Origin of the sequence: Dyadobacter psychrotolerans, from assembly GCF_004349265.1 — a bacterium.
In the GTDB taxonomy this organism is placed as follows: Bacteria; Bacteroidota; Bacteroidia; order Cytophagales; family Spirosomataceae; genus Dyadobacter; species Dyadobacter psychrotolerans.
Genome location: NZ_SMFL01000011.1, coordinates 53,311 through 73,063 on the forward strand (window position 1 = coordinate 53,311; position 19,753 = coordinate 73,063).

Here is a 19,753-nt window from a genome sequence, read left to right on the forward strand (position 1 = left end):
ATGCTGTACGTTAAGGAATTGTTAAGGAATTGTAAACATATATTAATTGAACGTTCATTCAAAATATACTTAATAAATATTTCTTCGTGTTATGAGAAAATCTCCTAACTTGCTGAAAATATTTACAGTTGTTAACTCAATGGGAAGGAAGAGTATTAAAGAAGCCAGGCAGAAGGAAATTATAAAGGTGTTTTACAAACTTGCCAAAAAAGAAGGTTTGGAAAATACTTCTATTGCCAAGATTGCCAAGGAGATGGATATTAATCCAAGCCTGATCATACATTATTTTCAAACAAGAGAAGATCTTACTTACGGACTCATCGATTATATCCTCGACAAATACCAGCTGATTTATAAGGTAAGTGATAAGAAACCGAAGGATTCCAAATCGGCACTGCTGGAAATAATCGACAATTTATTTTCAAAAAAGTGGAATACGCTTTTTGATGACGGTTTGTTTTACAGCTGTTATTCACTGACTTTCAGAGAACCGAAGATCAGGGATATGTATAAAAAACTGCTGGATTCTCTGCGAAGTATTTTAAGCAGCCATATTGAGCAGTGCAGAATAGAAGGGTTACTGGATGTTGACGATTCAGATTCTGTTGCGGATAATATTTTTGTGCTTGTAGACGGAGCCTATTTTTACCTCAGCCTTGTGGCTGATAAAAAAGAACATGAAGCAAAACTTGTAAAATATAAGGAACAGGCAATCGGCATGCTAAAAATGCAGGAAGAGATATTAGGCCTGGTCGGGTGAAGAAAAAAAGAAGCGTTTGGTAATTGCAAAAAGACCAATAATCAGCCAGATTACATTGACTGCCAGATTGGGTTTATCACCATAATAAGCTGAATCTGTGATGAGTCCGGCAGCTCCTAAAATATTGAGGAAGTGAAAACGGTAGCTGTTTGCTTTTAGCTTGCCTATACTCAGCAAAAAATATGCAAAAACATAAAATATAACCCCGAGCCAGCCCGCTACTTCAACTATTTTTTCATCCATGGCTCGTTTTGATTAAGATTTGATGAAAGGAAGAAATCCTGTGATCATTGAGCGATTTCAGATTTCTTCTTTTTACCAAAGGCATAAACAATCCCAAAATGACTTTTTAAAACTCCGCTTTCAAAATCGTCTTTGACATAAGGATTCAATTCAAGCGCGAGCTGGATACGTCTGTTTTGAGGAAGCGGTGAAATACGTACACCTACATTTACTGAATATCCGTCCACAGTAATCAGGTCGGCCTTTGCATCTGCAATGCGGTATAAAGGATTAAGCCGAAGACCGCCGCCAATATACCACTGTACTACTTCTCCTCTTTTCAGATTGATCATTGGTAAAATATCAATGCTCAGACTGCTGAAAAGGGAATTTGTCTGCATCCGGGTATCCAGCCAGATTGCATTTGTGGCATTGGTGCTTACTGTTAACAAATTACTCCATGGATAATATCCGACGGAAGCCTGAGCCAGGACTTTCTCCCGGCTAATAATTGTAAACAGAACAAGCAGCAAAAATACTTTTTTCATTAATTTGTTGATAAAGACCATTGAGCCCATTGCGTCAATGACTGATTAACGGCGTAATGCTTTTCCAAGCTTACCGGCAGCCTGCATGGTGTTCATTTTCTTCATCATTTTGCGCATTTCATCAAACTGTTTAATCAGATTGTTAACCTGCAAAATGGATGTTCCGCTACCGGTGGCAATTCTTTTCTTACGGCTGCCATCAATAATATCCGGATTTTCCCTCTCTTTCTTAGTCATCGACTGAATGATCGCTTCGATGGGTTTGAACGACTCGTTGTCGATATCCATATCTTTCATGGCGTTACCCATTCCCGGGATCATGCCAATCAGATCTTTTACATTACCCATCTTTTTGATTTGCTGAAGCTGGCCCAGGAAGTCGTCAAAATCAAATTTATTCTGACGCATTTTGGCATTGATACGCTTGGCTTCATCTTCGTCGAAGGCCTGCTGCGCACGCTCAACAAGAGAAATGACGTCTCCCATACCCAGGATACGGCTTGCCATACGATCCGGGTAGAAGGAATCAAGGGCTTCCATTTTCTCTCCTGTACTGATATACTTGATCGGTTTGTCTACGATCTGACGGATTGAAAGCGCTGCTCCGCCCCGTGCATCACCGTCCAGTTTGGTGAGTACAACACCGTCAAAGTTCAGGCGTTCGTTAAAGGTTTTTGCGGTATTCACCGCATCCTGACCCGTCATCGAATCCACTACGAAAAGAATTTCCGAAGGATTAACCGCTGACTTGATGTCCTGCACTTCCTGCATCATCACTTCGTCTACCGCTAAACGACCCGCGGTATCGATGATCACAATTTTCTTGCCGATTTTACGGGCATGAGCAATTGCATTTTTAGCAATCTCAACCGGATTCTTGTTTTCAAGCTCTGAGTAAACTTCTACTCCAACCTGTTCAGCAAGTACTTTAAGCTGTTCAATCGCAGCCGGGCGGTAAACGTCACAAGCTGTCAAAAGTACTTGTCTGCCCTGTTTTTTAAGTAGATAAGCCAGTTTTCCCGTAAAGGTGGTTTTACCTGATCCCTGAAGACCAGCGATCAGAATTACAGCGGGATCACCTTTGATGTTGATGCCTTCTGCCTGGCCACCCATCAGTTCAGTCAGTTCTTCCTGAACGATTTTGACAAACATTTGTCCGGGCTCAACCGATATCAATATTTTACGGTCAAGTGCTTTTTCCCTGATCCGGTCGGTAATTTCTTTGGCAACCTTAAAGTTAACATCCGCGTCGACCAATGCTTTACGCACTTCCTTCGTTGTAGCGGCAACATTTATATCTGAAATTCTATCCTTTCCTTTTAATGTACGAAAGGCATTATTAAGCTTATCCTGTAAGTTTTCAAACATGGAATGATATGTATGATTCTGAACCCTAATTGAAATAATTCACAAAGGTATAAATAAAATAAGGAGTACAGGAAACATGGCCCCTATACTCCTGCAATTATTAACTATATGTGGAGGTTTTAATACCTATTGTTTAAGTGCAACACTCACTTCTGCAGGTTTTGGAGCCTGGATGCCATCCTGAGCGAATTGTCTGCTGATACCTTCATTGACATAATAAAAGGTATCCCAGTAATATTCGCTCGGTGTCCAGACCCGGACATCAAAAAAAATTGCATTTTCTGTAAGTTTTGTAACCAAAATATCGTGCTGAATATCTTTCAGCGCCGTTGGGCATGCATCGACCACACGCTGTACAGAAGCTCTGATTTTGTCGACACCATTATGAGATCCTGCCGCAAAAACCATATCTACACGAATTTTTCCTTTGCCGGAAATGTTTGTAACCGGTGATGTAGAAAGAGGGCCGTTTGGTAGAATAATGGTTTTGTTATCAGGTGTTACCAGCACGGTATTGAAAATCTGAACACCTTCAACAATCCCGGTAAATCCCTGTGCATTAATCAGATCTCCTACGCGGTAAGGTCTGAAAATTAAAATAAGAACACCTCCTGCAAAATTGGCAAGGCTTCCCTGCAGTGCCAGACCGACAGCCAGACCCGCTGCTCCAAGCACGGCAACAAAGGAAGAGGTTTCAATACCCACAATTCCTGCGATACTCAGCAAAAGCATCACATTTAATAAAACGGTAATCAGAGAATTCAGAAAAGGCTGAACGTCGCGATCTACCTTTCTTTTGTCCATTGCTGTTTGGACTAACGCAGTTACTTTACCGATCAGAAAACGGCCGATAATAAGTGCAACGATGGCTAGAATAATTTTACCACCATATTGAGTAACTGCGGTGATAATCTGCGCTTTAATGACGTCGAAGTTGAAAGTTCCCTGGATCATAATGAGGATTTTATCGATTTAGACTGATAGTGTTGTAAACGGTCACAGTATACAGCAAATCCTCAAAACTGTCCAGTTATTTTTGCTCCGAAGGATAAGGTTCTACAAAACAAAAAGGATGAATCGCACTTATACTAAGCGATTCATCCTTTCTTAAAAAACATTATATGATTACCGGAACTTTGCGGCGATCCAGCGGAACATTTTCTTTTCCTTTTCCCAGAAAAACGAAAACTGTCCAAGCAAAAACCCGTAGATCAGGAGCAAGCTCTGATAGGTAGGGAAAATAAACAAAATGTATGTGATGGTCTTTAGCCACATTGGTGTGGCGTCGTCATAACCTAAAAGATGAAAAAGGCCTTTTCTCAGCCAAACCACAGATGAACCTGATAAACTGAAAACAGCTAAAACAAGTAAAACTTGTCTGGTTGTTTCCAATCCCCATTTTTCCTGCATTTTACCCAACCAGGGCTGTGCACTTTTTTCTCCGCTTTGCATATTCTAATTAGCAGCTTTAAAATTTTTCACAAAGAAACAACGCATATCGCAATTTTCCTTGATTTTAATGAATGTTTAATCATGACCTTTATCATTGGACGAATGTGCCCGGGTTATCCTGATTATTATTCTTTTAATAGTATTTCGATATCTTTCATCAACTCTTTTGTGCCTTCGTCCGTTGTGCCGTCATACATTCCCCGAATTTGTTTATTTTTATCAACCAACACAAAGTGGCCGCTGTGAATATACCCACCTGCCTCGGAGGAATCTTCACGCGCACTGACCATATAATGTTTCTGCCCGATCTCATAAATCTTTTCACGATCGCCGGTTACAAACTGCCACATCGTTCCGGTGACACCCAGATCTTTTGCATACGTACTCAAAATTGGTACCGTATCATGATCCGGATCAATGGTATGGGATAGGATTTTTACTTCCGGATTATCCTGAAAAGCTTTGTAAACTTTCAGCAGGTTTCTTTTCATTGGCGGGCAAATGGTAGGGCAGGTTGTAAAGAAAAAATCTGCCACATATATTTTTCCATCAAAATCTTTGGCCGTCACCGTTTCTCCGTATTGGTTCTGAAAAGAAAAATCAGGAATGACCGGGTACACGGTTTCTTCGACTTCTTTTCCGTCAACGATCTTTTTGACGACATCGGAATCCCCAAGTATCGGTAATTTTTTAGACTGACAGCTGCTTAAAAACAGAAGTAGTAAAAACAGACATGATGTTATGTTTTTCATGAATCATTTGTTTTTTTGAAGGAAAAGCCGGGCATCGCTGATACTTTTTTGCATTAAATCGCGTACGGTAATTATTTTTCCCGTTTGCTCCTTAATGTAAATTTCTGCTTGTTTTTTATCCAGTTTGGCAAGACTGTCCGCCCGGTACTGATGCATCCAGTTCATCATTTCCTTGTCTGCCTTTTCGAGTTGTATACTTAACTCGGCCGCCTGTATAATTTTAGCTTTTAGTGTCGGATCTGATTTTATAGCGCGCAGACTATCAGCAGCCTTTATCTCCGCAGAAAGTTGTTTTTTTAAACGCATCAAAGTTTCCGTCGCCGGCATAATACTGTCATGAATTGCCATGAGTTCTTTTGTTCGGTCGTCAGGAGCAGTCTCAGGAGAATGATCGCTGTGGCCACCAGTTTCCGATTTTTCTGAGTCTTTTTTATCTGTACTGCATCCGGTCAGAAAAATGGCCAGGAATACAATTATTAAGTGCTTATTCATAGAAATTTAATTTTTGATTTATAAGCCTCGTTAGTCAGAAGGCTTAAAGAAATCGGAACGAAGGTCACTATACGATCACATGCAAATTACTTCCATGTAGGGTAGCAGAGGCTGTGATCTCAAAACCTGGTTAGATTTGAATTTAAAACAAAAAGCCTAGTTGGATAAGCACCCGTTCCTTTGTGATTACATGTCCTGAGGAACTTTTCTGGGCGATTGGCTTTTGCCCGTTGATACCAAGCATCCACCGTTCTGTGAAAAGCGTGATTCCGGCTGCGCCATTTAACAAAGTTCCGCCGGTTTCTGTTAAAACTTCTCCCTTTTGAATTCCGTGTAAGGATTTTTCACCATAAACACCGAGACTGGGTGTCAAAGAAAAATTTCCAACCTTAAAAGATCTGTAAAGATCGACGGTTCCAAAGGCTTGATTTCCAAAGCGATAATCCTGTGAATTTGTTGTGTTAAATTTTCCGGATACATTAGTCGCCAGTCCCCACTGATCTCTATTGATTGTATAAAAGGCATTCAGAATAAAATCAACACTGCCTGTTCCCAGCTGGAAATTGGCGTTTGCAACCTGGACGGTATTGTTTTCATCAAATTTAAATTTTCCGGTTGGTATCTTTAACCCCCCTCCGATCAACAGTGTATGATTGAATGCAGCAGCATTTTCTTTATCCATCAACGTATTGAGAATATTGTAGTTGGCAAGAACCGTAACATCACCCAAACCGCTTTGCTTTTTTACATCAGCCGACGTGATTTGCCAGTCTACCCGAAACGGAACGAATGCCATCACCTGAACACGTTTTATGGGAAAGAACCTTCCGTAAACTTCGGAAACTTTAAAGTGTTCTTCTGTTCGAAGCACCGGACTATCGGGGTGTGTCACAAAGTTGAGCCTTTGATATCTGATACCAACCAGGGACTTGTGCGACTGAGGCAAAAGGCCAAAGTAGGATCCGCTATTGGCACACCCGCAGATGTCGCAGGCCTGAGAAGAAATTGCTGAAAGTGAAAGCAGCAACAAATAGATATATCTTAAATTCATAATTTTTAACTTAAAATGATGTACCTACCCCAGGATCTGAAAACCTGGCATCCTGAATAAATTGCTCGTCATTCAGGGTTTTAAGAAAAGCGATAATCGATTGTTTTTCAGATGCTGTTAAGACAATTCCGGTTTTACCGTCCGGCTTTAAAAAGACCGGATCCAGGGTTGTCGTTTTATGAACACTATCCGAATAATGATCCAGGACTTCTTCCAGAGAATGATAGCGGCCATCATGCATATATGGTGCTGTAAGCCCGACGTTCCGGAGACTTGGTACTTTGAATTTATACATGTCCGGATCCAGCCCGGTAACCGCACCTCGCCCCTGATCATTGATTTTCAGAGGAATTAACCCATTATTTCTAAAACTGAAATCTGTAAACAATTCGCCGCTGTGGCAGGTGCTGCACTTGCATTTGAAAAGTCCTAAACCTTCCTTTTCCTGTGCGTTGAAAGCAGATACATCGCCCTTTACATAAAAGTCGTATTTTGAATTGGCAGACACCATGGATAGCATAAACTGAGACAGCGCTTTAAGCATCCTTTCGCTGTTGATTTCTTCGGTTCCAAATGCTTTTTTGAACATTTTCGGATAATCAACAGGCTTTTTAGCGGATGACAGCGGCGTGTTTTTCAGTTTAGTAATCACGTTTTTTACCGTTTCGCCCATTTCTACCGGATTTTCAATCGGGTTAAACGGCACCAGATCCAGGTCGTGCACACCGCCGTCCCAGAAAAAAGACGGATACCAGGCCAGGTTCTGAATGGACGGAGAATTACGCGTTCCGAGCTGGTCGTCCACACCGTGGCTTAATTCATGTCCATGGTGTGTAAAAGCCGCAACCTGCTGGTGACATGTTCCGCAGCCAATCTGGTTTGTACGTGACAGAATTCCGTCATAAAACAAAAATCTGCCCAGTTCGATGCCCTCTTCCGTCAACGGGTTTCTGCTCATGTCGTAAACGGGATCAGGAAAATTGACTGGTTTTTTCCATACAACGGGCGTTGGCGCTTTGTCCTCTTCTTCCGGTTCGGGCGTTTCAGGACTTTTGCTGCATGAAATTCCCATAATCAGAAAAGCCGCCAGAACAGGCAGGTTTAAACTAAAAAGGGATTTTATGATTTTTTCCAAAATAAAAACTGTTTAAAGCCTCACCTTAATTGTGAATGTGATCAAGCGAGAACATTTTGGAATAATTATTCGCGATTTCCTGTGACTTTTCGGGCAACTGACTCATGACGCTGCTGTACTTTGCAATCGAAAGTCTGGTGGCCGGCCCGTCAAATATTTTCAGGACATCCACCAAAAGATGTACTTCCGGAATTTCCTCCGCGGAAACGGTTGCTTTCTGACCTGCAAAGTCAATTTTGACAACCCGGGTATTGTTAACAGTCCGTGTTTGGTATCCGCCAAACAGGCCGATATGATAATAAAATTTACTGTTTGCGGAAGTGGCTGCGGGTGAGGTGCCTTCCAGTTTCATAAAAATATATCCGGAATTCCAGGCCCAGTACATACCATCTTCCATACTGCCACCCGGATCTAATACTCCTTTGCGTTTTTCAACAGGGGATACGCTTCTGGCGCTATCCACACCTACCATAAATTCCACACCGGTATAATCACCAACAGGAACGTTCTTTAATTTTACAAACTGTGATTCCTTGTTTTCCTCCATTATAAGAAAATAACTCGAATCCTGAGGTACAACATAACTGGTTCCGTTTGCGCGGGTAAGTTTGATGTTGGATATGAAGTAATTGAATTTGGTAATAACAAAATCTTCACCGGTTGAATTTACGTTCGATGGGCCATTGAGTACCAGATTTTTCGTGCCCACCACGTTGTCAAATTCTATGCTGAAACCTGCTCCGGTTGGTGTAGGATCGCTTTCGCATGAATTGAAGGATAAAAAAGTAATTCCTGAAAAAAGGTATAGACAAAAAGAAAATATTCTTTTCATGATCATAATGTTAAGCTGGCAGTTGAAGCCAGGAGATAAAATGACATTTAAGTCTTAACGACAAAACGCCGGTATGGACTAATGTATTGGAAAAATAATAAAATAAGATAGATAGCCTGTTGAAGATCAGGCCAGCGGCGGATGGAAGATATCCTGAATGTGATTGAAGGAAACAAACTGATTTTGAAAACTGAATTTAACAGGTTTCAAAAATGTAAAATTAAATTCGTTTGTATTGTTATAAGTCGAAGTCAACGGAGGCATGTCGGTAGAAACGGCCAGCAGTTTTGCCAGGAAATCACTTTCTGCCTGTTTTTCTTCCTGCTTTTTTGCTTCTGCTATTTTTTTTGCCAGATAACATTTACCGTTACAGTTAAGCTGAGGACGGTTACGGTTTTCGCAAAGATTAGCGATAATATAGTCACGGCGTATTTCAAAGTCGAGATACAACAATGGTATCACACATGCTTTAACAAGCATGAGGCCAAGCAGACCCAGTGATATCAATTGTTTTATTCTCACAAATATGTAACGTGAAAACGAAAGATCTATTTTGCAGGCAAAGGTATAAAGCGATTGAATACGGATGATGGTATTTTTAAAATTTATCCGGTCTTTTATAATTAAAATGCAACGCATGAATTGACTTTCAGGACTATGATTGCGTACGGATTTTCTTATTTTTGTTGAAACCAGAAGTTAACATGATGTCAGCAGTCGCGCAAACTTTATATTCGGAGGAAGATTACCTTCAAATGGAAACCAAAGCAGGTTATAAAAGCGAATATTTTCGTGGGGAAATTTTCATGATGGCCGGAGGTACACCCAATCATAACCGGATTAAAGAAAACGTATCCATTGAAGTTGGTATTGCCTTAAAAAAGGGAAAATCCTGCCGTAGTTATTCCAGTGACCAGCGTGTTCATATTCCTGAGAATAGCCTTTATACCTATCCTGACGTCGTTTTGGTATGCGGACCTAATCAATACTCTCAAAGGGACATTAATACGATCACCAATCCGTCGGTGATCATTGAAGTTATTTCTCAGGGGTCGGGAGCTTATGACAGAGGGGACAAATTCCGGCTTTACAGGGACATTTTGAGTTTACGGGAATACGTTCTGGTGAATTCACTTAATGTTGGCGTTGAAATTTACCGGCGGACAGAGGACAATCACTGGCTGCTAGCCCAGGATGCTTACAAGCTTTCGGATTCGGTTACCATTTCCACAATAGATACCACTCTTTTATTATCCGATTTATATTCCGGCACCGACGATGTTAAAGAAGGCTGGATTACGCCGGAAGAGTAATTTTCCTATATTTGCCCTTTAAACAATAAGCGGGAATTTACTCCGTTTATGTTCAAAGCTATTTTCTAGCCTGATTTGCCTCTTTTTATTAGCTTAACCATTCACTTTCACAATTAATATGATGCTTCTACAAGCACTTACTGACTCTACTTTGGCAGCACCTGTCGCTGACACCGGACTTTCTGTTATTGACCTTCTTGGAAAAGGAGGGATAGTGATGATCCCGCTCGGGCTGCTTTTTGTTGCTACATTATTTATTATCATTGAGCGGTACATGGGTATTGGTTCCAACGGAAAAATTGATTCCCAGTTTGTAGACAATGTCAAAGATTTCATACAGCAGGGCAATCTTAAATCTGCTGAGTCTTCATGCCGTAACCAGCGCAATGCTGCGGGCCGTATTTTCGAACGTGCAATTGGCAGAATAGGTTATCCGATTAAAGACATTGAAACTTCCATCGAAACAGCAAGCCAGATTGAAATCCAGCGTATGGAGGGAAATCTGGGTTACCTTGGGGTAATTGCAGGTATAGCGCCTATGCTTGGTTTCGTGGGTACCATTTCTGGGATTATTCGTATTTTTTATGATATTTCGGTAAGTAATGACTTCAATATCAGTACCATTGCAAGCGGGATGTATGAAAAAATGATTACGTCCGGGTCGGGTCTGATCATCGGTTTGCTTGCTTACGCAGGATATCACTTGCTGAATATGAAAATCGACCGTTTTGCCTTAAGAATACAAATGGCCGCTTCGGACTTCCTTGACGTACTTCAAAAGCCGGTTTCTTCTAAATAAGGTATCCGGAATGAGCGTTGACGGCATTATTTGTTTGCCAAAACAACAACTCATTCTATCATTCACTCATTGAAAATTGTTATATGAAGATACGTCGAAAGAGCCGGTTTGCCCCTGAGGTGTTTACAAGCTCACTCAGCGATATTATGTTTTTCCTGATGCTGTTCTTTTTGATCATTTCTACAATGTCAAATCCGAACGTGATCAAACTGATGCTGCCGAAAGCTTCTGCAACGCAGCAGATGTACAAAAAGCAGATTACACTGTCTGTTGATGATAAAAAGGTTTATTACATTGATAAACAGGCAATACCGTTTGAAAATCTGGAACTCGAATTGCAGAATCTTTTTGCAGGTGTTGAAGAACGCACCATTATTTTGAGGGTAGATAAAAACCTGGCAGTTCAGGATCTTGTCGATGTGCTCGAATTGGGTGCCAAGCAGGATATTAAAATGGTAATGGCTACTGCGAAGTAAGTGGGGTTTGGGGATTAGGGCAGGGGCTTGATACAACAATTAAAGACGCTTTGTGATTTATTTCGCAGAGCGTTTTGTTTTTTCGAGATCAGGCTTGAATTTCCGTTCAGCCGTCTGATGATACTTTTCTCAAATAGCTTTATGGAGCGCCGTCAGACGGGATTGCGCTTTGATAAATTTTCTCCACAATTTCCTGCAAAATGGCTCCCTGTTCGGCATTACAGATGTTACTTTGTTTTCCTGAACAGGCATCCAGAAAAGCCTTCGTGTTCAGTAGCTGATTATCCGTTTTATCCATGTGCGGAAAGTGGATATCGGCGAGTTCACCTTCCACCTCAGTGAAAATCGATAACGGATGTAGCACGGCACCCGCTTTACTTCCGAAGACTTCCAGATTTACGGTTTCTGCTTCCTGCATATTCAGCGCAAAGGAACTGGAAAGTGAGATACTTGCATTGTATGGAAAAGAAATATGGGCAAAACAAGCGTCTTCAACTTCGAATTTTGCCGGGTCCCAGCTTCCTTTTAGTCCTTTGCCGCCTGCTTTTCCAATAAAGTCGTAAGTATTTCCAATGATCCTGTCAGGCTTTTGATAATTCAACATACCTAATGCCAGGTCCAGAACATGAACGCCCAGGTCGATCAATGCGCCGCCGCCCTGTATTGATTTGTTTGTGAAATTTCCCCAGCCTGGAATTCCTCTTCTGCGCAGGTAAGTTGCTTTTATGTGGTAAATCTCTCCGAATTTCCCTTCTTCCAGATATTTGGCCATTAAAGCGTATTCCGGAGTTTGTCTTCTTTGAAAGTTATAGGCTAAGATTTTACCTTTCTGTTTTGCAAGATCCGCCATTTCCCGGGCTTCTCTGGCGTTCATTCCCGGTGGTTTCTCGCAGATTACATGACAATCGTTTTCTAACGCCTGCATGGTAAATTGGTGATGCAGGTTGTTTGCTGTACAGTTGATGATCAGGTTCGGTTTTAGGTCACTGTTGTACATGTCAGCAGTATTGTCGAAGGCAAGCGCAATGCCATGTTTATCCGCAAAAGCTCTGGCTTTGGTAAGATCCCGGCTGCAAACAGCGATGATTTCTACCTCTTCACGCAAAGCTTTTAACGCCGGTACATGATTTTGTTCCGCAATGTGACCGGTACCAATAATAGCTGCTTTAAAACGTGACATGATATATTATTTGTTTGAAGCAAAAGTATCGAAATCCAATTTAACCTGAAACAAAAATGCCCGGCTCCAAAGAACACGGGCATTTTTGTTATCTGATAAAGACAAAAGTATCTTATTGCCTTTGAGATTTTACTTGAAATTTTGGGATCTGGAATCCATCTGGCATAGTAGAAAAATAGCCCTTATCCCCCACCTTGTAATGTTGATCAGTGTTGTACCGATAATTTGTAAAAGTTGCTTTTGAGGTAGAATCTTTATTTGACAGCTCATTTGCAGAAGCCGGGCTATAATCGAAAAATTTTCCAAGATCGGATATCGGAACATGTTTATTTTCAGCTAGCTGTAAATTGTCTTTGGTTCTATAATTGGTGAATCCCTGTCTTTTTTCTTTGTCTTCTTTTGGCGCCTCAAGGTCAAATTTAATTGGAATTGTATACTGGACAGACACGGCTTCTCCGTTTTGGATGGCCGGGCTCCACTTCGGCATGTTCCAGACAACACGTGTAGCTTCGTCATCCAAGCCGAAGCCGAGTCCTTTAATGATTTCGGGCTTGCGAACATTTCCATATTCATTGACTGTAAATGAAATAAAAATAGTTCCTGTTACATTCGCACGGCTTGCCTGGGTGGGATATTTGATATTACGCGCAAGATATTTCATCATTTCGTCTACACCACCAGGGAATTCAGCTTGTTTTTCAATAATTACAAATTCGGGTTTCACTGCATTTGATTTGCTTTTTTCGTCCTGTGGAGGATTGTTTGTTTTTACAGTTCCATACCCTACTACCACCACTTCCTCAGTTAAATTTGAAGCAGACGCTAGTTCCACCTTGTAATCTGTTTTCGCTTTGTCAATATGTAATTCTAATGATTTATAGGAAACATGACTGATAACAATCTGGCTATTGACAGGAACTTTATCCAGAAAGAACTTTCCGTTTTTGTCAGAACTTGTCCCGGTTTTTGTGTTTTTAACAATAATTGTTGCATTTCGCACCGGAAGGCCCTGCCAGTTATTGATACTTCCTTTGATGCTGATTGTTTCATCCGTTTGCGAAAACGTATCAATAGATATTTCCACATCAGGATTTGCAGCTACATTTTTCTCTGATTCAGTGATTTTTTGAAATACAGCGTTTTCATTCTGTTTTGAAACAGCAGACTGCGCTTCCGGAAGCAGCTTCTCACGTGCAGCAGTAAGACTAATGAGTACCAGGGCAACAGGTATAATCATCGCGTATTTCCCCAGAAGCCAGCGCGACGTGCGGTTTTTATATATCATCTTGATTCGGGATTTAAGTAGTGAACTATTGAAAAAATGATTGGTAAGAGATTTAACCGGCGAGTTGAGTGCGTAAGAAACCAGAAAAGTGGCGTATTTATCACGGTTTGGAGCGTGCTCGTCGGCAAGATATTCATGAACTTCCTGAAGAGAATTTTTGTAAAACCACAAGGCCGGATTAAACCAGAATGCGGCTTTTAGCAATTCTATAAACAGAATGTCCACACTGTGCCACTGCCGGATGTGAATCGTTTCGTGATTGAGTATCGTATCCAAATGGAATTTGTAATCTCCATCACTCACTGCCAGCCATTTGAAAAAAGAAAACGACCCCGAACTATTTTGGTTGGGTGACAACAATACGATGGTATAATCTTCCATCTTAATACGTTCACTCCTGAGTATAATTGATCCCAAATCATAAAAACCCTGTAAAAGCCTAAAACCCATTACCAGTGCACCGGCAAGGTAAATAAGTCCGGTTATCTCCAGCCAGGGAATTGTTTTTTCGGGCAGTTGAGGCGCGGTAACCAAAATCTGAGTTTCTGATACACTGTAAATTACCTGCGGGAGGACCTGAGCCGGTTCGGAAAATGTAACAAGGGGAAAGGCAAATGATACGATCAGCGATCCCAGTAAAAACGCCCTGTTCCAGCGAAAGAAAGTATGTTTACGGAATAACAGCCAGTAACAGCCATAAAATAAAATCCAGCAAAAGTTAACTTTTCCGAGGTAGAGCAGGGTTTCCATGATGCTTTATTTTTTCTTGATTTCCAGTTTGATAACTCCGTTTGGAAGCTAGTTTGTGAGATCAGTTTTGTAATATTCCTGTTTCGGTGCTGCCACTTTTGACAGCTGTTTTGCTGTAAGAGCGTTTTACGTACCGTTCAATTTGTGCTGCTTCTTTTTTGTAAAACAATGACATCAAGCGTAGTTACGCCGGTCACCTCAATGGTATAGGACTCATAACTTGAATGGGCGACTGTTAAAGTGCTGCCGATTGCTACATCGGTTAATTTAAAAGTCCCTTTTTCACCGGTCGTTGTACTGTTTCTGGTTCCCTTAATACTGACCGTCGCGTCCTTAATCAGTTTTCCTTCTTCGTCGCGTACTATGCCTTCGATTGAAATATTTTCAATCAGGAAGGTTTCATAATTAACTTCTGTCTTTGTAGGGTTTCCTGAAGATAAAGTCACAAACAAACAGATTGCCGGAATAATCAGGACAAATTTTATTAGTGTCTGGCGCGTGTATCTGTTTTTATAAAGCATTTGAATAAAGTTTAAGGCCGAAAAAATGGAGTAATATGTAGGAAAGGGTTATCAATTGAAATAATACCCGTCTTTTACAGCCTGTAACACAAAGTGTTGACTTCTTTTATCAATATTTTATTTGGAAACCGGATTGTTTTTCTTTGTCGTGATTGATATCACCCCGTTTTTACCCCGTGAGCCATACATTGTGATCGCTGACTGATCTTTAAGCACCGAAATTGACTCAATGGAATTTGGGCTAATACGATTTAGAGCATTCTGGTCTTTACTGATCTCGCCATCTACTACAACAAGCGGCTGATCCCAGGGCGCACCATCACTTTTTCTTCCTATAATTCTGAGAGGCGGAGATGTTTGACTGAATAACAGCGTATCGTTCGCCTTCGGTACATATTCTTTTGCAGCGTTTTGGTTGTCTGAGGCTTTTATCGTAACCAGTTTTTTGGATTGGCCATTTGGCTCACCTGCATGTTTGCTATTTTGAATCTGAAAATTAATAGGAAGATTATATTTGACGGCAACCGGTTTGCCATCCTGTGAGCCCGGACGCCATTTGGGAAAGGATGATACCACACGTATCGCCTCCTCATCACATCCAAATCCAATTCCTTTTAAAACCTGGACATTCTGGATATTTCCCTGTGCCGTAATAATGAATGAAAGGAACACTCTTCCACTCACTTCGGCTCTGGCAGCTGCCGAAGGGTATCGTATGTTTTCTTCCAAAAAATGATACATAGCTTTTGCACCACCCGGAAAAGTTGGTTGTTTTTCAACTACGGTAAAAACTTTGGTTTCGACAGGAGCTTCCAAAGTTTGTATCTCTACTTTTCCTTGATCTACCGGTTGTAATCCTTCCGGTGTTGCATGTATAGTCTCATGGTCAGAACTTTCGCCTGCAGACAAGGCAATCCCATGGCCGGATATGCCATTTATCGGCCTCAGCTGTGTTGTGAATCCCGGAAATGAAACAATCAATGTGCTGTAAGAAGGGGCGTTAATTGCGAATTTGCCGTCGTTGTCAGTTGTGGTACCAAGCTGCATGCCTTCAACCACTATATTTACTCCGGGTATTGCCCGTTTGTCGGCTGAGTTCACAACCCATCCCTCTACCTCAATCGTTTTGGTAGAATCCATTTCCTGGGCGGCGGTGTCGTCAGAGAAATTCTTTTTAATCTTTTCGCACCCGGCAATAAGCAATGCTACCATGCCTATGAAACCAAAAGTGAGGATATAAGATGATCGCAGCCATTTTGAAGAACGGCTTTTATAAATCATCTGAATACGATTTTTGATCTGAGAAGGTTTGAAAAAATGATTAGTAAGTGCCGCGATAGGTGCATTTAGTGCATAGGAAACCAAAAAATTAGCATAATGTTCACGATTGGGCGCAGATTCATCAGCCAGGTATTCGTGTACTTCCTGCAACGAATTTTTGTACCAAAGCAAAACAGGATTGAACCAGAAAATAATTCTTAAAATTTCAACCAACAGAATATCAAAACTGTGTCCCTGGGAAGTATGGACCATCTCATGTCGTAATATGGCGTCGAAATGATTTTCGTAATCGCTGCGGTTTACTACAATCCATTTCAGAAATGAGAATGAACCGACATCATTTGAGTTAATCAGTACTACTTTACAATCTTCCAGTTCAACCAGTTCCCCCTCACGAATGAAACCGTTAAGCTGACGGATATTGCCATACATTTGATAAAACCTGCGTAAAATAGCCAGCAGATAGAAGAGAATAAGTGCGTTGGTCCAGGTAAAAACAGATTCCTGTTCCGGTCTTACGTAGTTGGCTGAGAAGGCCGCAGCACTTACTTCGTACATAACCGGAATCTCCGGTGCAGCCTCCGGATAAATAACAAAGGGGAGGGCAAATGAAATGATAAGTGAACTGATCAGATAGAAACGGTTCCATACGAAAAAGGTTTGCTGGCGAAGGAGCAACCGGTAACATACATAAAACAGCATCCAGTACAGACTGACTTTTCCTATATAAATGAGTGTTTCCATGGCTAACAGAAGTCTTATTGTTCGTTTTTATGTTGGTTGATCAGCTTCATGATTTCATCCAGATCCTTCGTTTTCAGGTCGTTTTCCTTTACAAAAAACGAAACCAGATTCGGAAGAGAATTGTCAAAATAGTTAACCATCAGCTGCTGCATTTCAAAACGTTTGTATTCTTCCTCAGTGATCAGCGGATAGTATTCGTGCGTTTTTCCATAAGCATTATATCCCACCACTTCCTTTTTCTCCAAAATGCGGATAATGGTTGATACGGTGTTGTAGGCAGGTTTTGGCTCTGGCATTTCGGCCAGTATATCTTTTACAAAGGCTTTTTTCAGCTGCCACAATATGCGCATGATCTCTTCTTCTGCGCGTGTTAATGTTCGGATTTCCATACTTTATATGTTGTATTTACAGGAGTTTAAATAGGATATTCAAAGTTAAGACTATTTTATTAGTTTTACAACTATTTTATTAGTTAATACAAAAAAATAAAAAACGATAAAGAGATGACTTCATCGTTTAGTGTCAATGCTGTTTACCTAATCAGGCAAATTCAGACCCCTTTTCTTTCAGATAATTGCCAACATTGCAAATAATTCCGTCCAGGATTTCGACATCCTTATCCCAGTCTCGTAATTGCCAATCTCCCTGAGGCACAGCAATCATTACCTTTTTTGATGCTGTCAAAAACCAGATTACTTTTTGTACACCAAAGTCAAGAAGTTTTTTTGTTTTAAGTGACATGTAACTGTGTTCTGTCCATTCGTCTAAAGCAATATCTATATCAACTTCGATCGAAATTTTTGGAGGTACATCGGCATAATGTTTATTAATCTTGTCAATTGTGAGTGTACGGTTATCAAATATCAGCAAGTCACCTGCCAAATTATTTCCGTTGTCAATATGAAGTCCTGCCTCGTTTGTCAGAATAAAATATTTATCATCGTCAATTTGTCTTCCAATCCAAATTGTCAGATAAGTGATAAGAAACGCCTGCAAAGAACTGGAACCCATAATATCTTCGATCTTTTTTGTTTTGGCCAATACTTCCCGGTAGCCTTTGCGATACAAAGGTTTTCCGTCAATTATTTCATGGATCAAAACGCTGGGTATGCTCTTTGCAGTGATTTTTGGCAAAACCTTGCGCGGACCTGGTGAAGCTATCATGGGACTCATTTTGTTTTGCTGATATTCAAATATAATGATAATTCACACAAATTTAAGGATGGTAAAAAGTAAAAATACCTTGCGCCATCTGCTTTCTTAAATACTTTGCGTGAAAGTCTTTTTTACGAATAAAGCCAGCGGAATAATTTTCCGCTGGCTCGAACTATATCCTTTAAGACTTTTTATTCTACAATACTCAGCTTAACTGTATTCGTCTTGCGCTGTTTCGAAACCGGCATGCTAAGCGTATTGATAAATACATCTCCTTTTTGCAATTCTCCTTTTTCTACCAAAAACAATTTAATGTCTTCGATCAGATCGTCGGTTGTCACACCCTGGTCGCGGTCGTAGAAAAATACTTTGGTTCCCCAGTAAAGCGCCAGCTGGTTCATCAAAACCTTGTTGGAAGTAAAGATCAGCAAACCAGCTTTCGGGCGGTGATGAGACAAACGGAAAGAAGTATATCCTGACCGTGTGATTCCGATAATAGCCGCAGCATGTGTATCACGGGCCAAACGGCAGGCACTCATCACTACGTTATCATTTAACTTGTCAGCACCAGGGCTTTCGTTTACAAATGCGTGGTATTTGAAATAAACGCTGTCTGTTGATGATTCGATCTTTTCGATTGTACGCGTCATGCTTTCAACCGCCAAAACCGGATATTTACCCGAAGCTGTTTCTGCACTTAACATTACCGCATCCGCTCCGTCCAAAACTGAGTTGGCAACGTCACTCAATTCCGCACGAGTAGCACGCGGGCTTTCGATCATGCTTTCCAACATTTGGGTAGCAACAATTACCGGTTTACCTGCCTTGTTACATTTTTCAACGATCATTTTCTGAATCATCGGTACTTCTTCGGCAGGAAGCTCAACACCCAGGTCACCACGCGCAACCATGATTGCGTCAGACGCTTCAATGATTTCGTCGATATTGACGATTGCTTCAGGCTTTTCGATTTTAGCGATCAAACGAGCCGTTTTACCTTTATTCTGAATGTATTCCTTTACTTTCAGTACTTCCGAAGCAGTACGTACAAATGAAAGTGCAACCCATTCCACGTTGTGTTCAAGACCGAAATCCAGATCTTCATAATCTTTTGCAGTAACAGAAGGCATTGAAACACGCGTATTTGGCAGGTTAACACCTTTTTTCGATTTCAGGTAACCCCCGTAAATTACTTCTGTTATTACATCGGTTCCGTCCATTCCGGTAACCAGTACTTCAAGTTTTCCGTCATCCATCAGGATACGGTCACCTATTTTAACATCGTTATACATTCCGTCGTAAGGCGTACTCACTTTTTCAGCGGTACCTAAAACTTCGGTATTTGATAATATTAATTTTTTGCCTGCTTCGATCAATACTCCATCTTTTTCAGCAACCAAACCAATACGGATTTTTGGGCCCTGCAAATCCTGAAGGATCGCAAGATTGTACCCGAACTCTTCATTTATTTCACGAATTGTAGTAAGTCTGGCCAAATGATCGGCATGCGTGCCATGAGAGAAATTGAGGCGAAATACGTTAACTCCGGCTTTGGCCAATGCGTGAAGCATTTCTTTCGTTTCAGAAGTCGGGCCTACGGTAGCAACGATTTTAGTTTTCTTGGAAGACATAGATTA

At 41.0% G+C, this 19,753-nt stretch carries 22 protein-coding genes; 4 read left to right on the top strand and 18 right to left on the bottom strand.

The genetic code is table 11. The features are described 5' to 3' along the window. Nucleotides 1-91: 91 nt before the first annotated feature. Nucleotides 92-760 (top strand): TetR family transcriptional regulator, encoded by a 669-nt coding sequence (locus E0F88_RS24365; RefSeq protein ID WP_229213899.1) that lies wholly within the window; start codon nucleotides 92-94, stop codon nucleotides 758-760. Here E0F88_RS24365 and E0F88_RS24370 read toward each other — a convergent pair. The 11 genes from E0F88_RS24370 to E0F88_RS24420 form a co-directional block, all read right to left on the bottom strand. Beyond that, complete coding sequence (locus tag E0F88_RS24370; protein ID WP_131960905.1) at nucleotides 743-1,003, bottom strand: CBU_0592 family membrane protein; 261 nt, start codon at nucleotides 1,001-1,003, stop codon at nucleotides 743-745. The genes E0F88_RS24365 and E0F88_RS24370 overlap by 18 nt on opposite strands. A gap of 44 nt (nucleotides 1,004-1,047) precedes the next feature. Then, on the bottom strand, nucleotides 1,048-1,530 hold the full coding sequence (locus E0F88_RS24375) for a hypothetical protein (protein WP_131960906.1): 483 nt from the start codon (nucleotides 1,528-1,530) through the stop codon (nucleotides 1,048-1,050). A 45-nt stretch (nucleotides 1,531-1,575) separates the two neighbouring features. Continuing rightward, nucleotides 1,576-2,898, bottom strand: coding sequence for a signal recognition particle protein (ffh, locus tag E0F88_RS24380; protein ID WP_131960907.1), 1,323 nt, complete (start codon nucleotides 2,896-2,898; stop codon nucleotides 1,576-1,578). A 126-nt stretch (nucleotides 2,899-3,024) separates the two neighbouring features. Beyond that, the gene (locus E0F88_RS24385) at nucleotides 3,025-3,852 is read right to left on the bottom strand and encodes a mechanosensitive ion channel family protein (protein ID WP_131960908.1); all 828 of its coding nucleotides are present in this window, start codon (nucleotides 3,850-3,852) and stop codon (nucleotides 3,025-3,027) included. Between the two features lie 171 nt (nucleotides 3,853-4,023). Next, on the bottom strand, nucleotides 4,024-4,350 hold the full coding sequence (locus E0F88_RS24390) for a DUF6787 family protein (RefSeq protein WP_131960909.1): 327 nt from the start codon (nucleotides 4,348-4,350) through the stop codon (nucleotides 4,024-4,026). 125 nt (nucleotides 4,351-4,475) lie between these two features. Continuing rightward, nucleotides 4,476-5,102, bottom strand: a complete 627-nt coding sequence (locus E0F88_RS24395; RefSeq protein WP_131960910.1) for an SCO family protein — start codon at nucleotides 5,100-5,102, stop codon at nucleotides 4,476-4,478. 3 nt (nucleotides 5,103-5,105) lie between these two features. After that, nucleotides 5,106-5,594: a viral A-type inclusion protein gene (locus E0F88_RS24400; RefSeq protein ID WP_131960911.1), complete on the bottom strand. Its 489-nt coding sequence runs from the start codon at nucleotides 5,592-5,594 to the stop codon at nucleotides 5,106-5,108. A gap of 142 nt (nucleotides 5,595-5,736) precedes the next feature. After that, the gene (locus tag E0F88_RS24405) at nucleotides 5,737-6,645 is read right to left on the bottom strand and encodes a transporter family protein (RefSeq protein ID WP_131960912.1); all 909 of its coding nucleotides are present in this window, start codon (nucleotides 6,643-6,645) and stop codon (nucleotides 5,737-5,739) included. Nucleotides 6,646-6,655: 10 nt separating this feature from the next. Next, nucleotides 6,656-7,780 carry a cytochrome-c peroxidase gene (locus E0F88_RS24410; RefSeq protein ID WP_229213900.1) on the bottom strand — a complete coding sequence of 375 codons (1,125 nt, stop codon included), beginning with the start codon at nucleotides 7,778-7,780 and terminating at the stop codon, nucleotides 6,656-6,658. A gap of 25 nt (nucleotides 7,781-7,805) precedes the next feature. Beyond that, a complete protein-coding gene (locus E0F88_RS24415) occupies nucleotides 7,806-8,612 on the bottom strand; it encodes an MbnP family protein (protein WP_131960913.1) in 807 nt (268 codons plus the stop codon). Between the two features lie 126 nt (nucleotides 8,613-8,738). Next, a complete protein-coding gene (locus E0F88_RS24420) occupies nucleotides 8,739-9,251 on the bottom strand; it encodes a hypothetical protein (RefSeq protein ID WP_229213901.1) in 513 nt (170 codons plus the stop codon). Between the two features lie 65 nt (nucleotides 9,252-9,316). Here E0F88_RS24420 and E0F88_RS24425 point away from each other — a divergent pair, with 65 nt between their 5' ends. From E0F88_RS24425 to E0F88_RS24435, 3 genes are all read left to right on the top strand, one after another. Next, nucleotides 9,317-9,925, top strand: a complete 609-nt coding sequence (locus E0F88_RS24425; RefSeq protein ID WP_229213902.1) for a Uma2 family endonuclease — start codon at nucleotides 9,317-9,319, stop codon at nucleotides 9,923-9,925. Between the two features lie 118 nt (nucleotides 9,926-10,043). Then, nucleotides 10,044-10,724: a MotA/TolQ/ExbB proton channel family protein gene (locus E0F88_RS24430; protein ID WP_131960914.1), complete on the top strand. Its 681-nt coding sequence runs from the start codon at nucleotides 10,044-10,046 to the stop codon at nucleotides 10,722-10,724. Between the two features lie 83 nt (nucleotides 10,725-10,807). After that, complete coding sequence (locus E0F88_RS24435; RefSeq protein ID WP_131960915.1) at nucleotides 10,808-11,200, top strand: ExbD/TolR family protein; 393 nt, start codon at nucleotides 10,808-10,810, stop codon at nucleotides 11,198-11,200. A 139-nt stretch (nucleotides 11,201-11,339) separates the two neighbouring features. Here the strand turns inward: E0F88_RS24435 and E0F88_RS24440 are convergent, their stop codons facing one another. The 7 genes from E0F88_RS24440 to pyk all read right to left on the bottom strand — a co-directional run bounded on the left by E0F88_RS24440 (nucleotide 11,340) and on the right by pyk (nucleotide 19,747). Next, nucleotides 11,340-12,380: a Gfo/Idh/MocA family protein gene (locus E0F88_RS24440; RefSeq protein ID WP_131960916.1), complete on the bottom strand. Its 1,041-nt coding sequence runs from the start codon at nucleotides 12,378-12,380 to the stop codon at nucleotides 11,340-11,342. Nucleotides 12,381-12,492: 112 nt separating this feature from the next. Further along, a complete protein-coding gene (locus E0F88_RS24445; protein ID WP_131960917.1) occupies nucleotides 12,493-14,415 on the bottom strand; it encodes a M56 family metallopeptidase in 1,923 nt (640 codons plus the stop codon). Between the two features lie 137 nt (nucleotides 14,416-14,552). Further along, nucleotides 14,553-14,936 carry a carboxypeptidase-like regulatory domain-containing protein gene (locus E0F88_RS24450; RefSeq protein WP_131960918.1) on the bottom strand — a complete coding sequence of 128 codons (384 nt, stop codon included), beginning with the start codon at nucleotides 14,934-14,936 and terminating at the stop codon, nucleotides 14,553-14,555. A gap of 117 nt (nucleotides 14,937-15,053) precedes the next feature. After that, a complete protein-coding gene (locus E0F88_RS24455; protein WP_131960919.1) occupies nucleotides 15,054-16,961 on the bottom strand; it encodes a M56 family metallopeptidase in 1,908 nt (635 codons plus the stop codon). A gap of 14 nt (nucleotides 16,962-16,975) precedes the next feature. After that, on the bottom strand, nucleotides 16,976-17,350 hold the full coding sequence (locus E0F88_RS24460) for a BlaI/MecI/CopY family transcriptional regulator (protein WP_131960920.1): 375 nt from the start codon (nucleotides 17,348-17,350) through the stop codon (nucleotides 16,976-16,978). Nucleotides 17,351-17,501: 151 nt separating this feature from the next. Beyond that, complete coding sequence (locus tag E0F88_RS24465) at nucleotides 17,502-18,125, bottom strand: Uma2 family endonuclease (RefSeq protein ID WP_131960921.1); 624 nt, start codon at nucleotides 18,123-18,125, stop codon at nucleotides 17,502-17,504. A 182-nt stretch (nucleotides 18,126-18,307) separates the two neighbouring features. Further along, nucleotides 18,308-19,747: a pyruvate kinase gene (gene pyk / locus E0F88_RS24470; protein WP_131960922.1), complete on the bottom strand. Its 1,440-nt coding sequence runs from the start codon at nucleotides 19,745-19,747 to the stop codon at nucleotides 18,308-18,310. Nucleotides 19,748-19,753 lie beyond the last annotated feature (6 nt).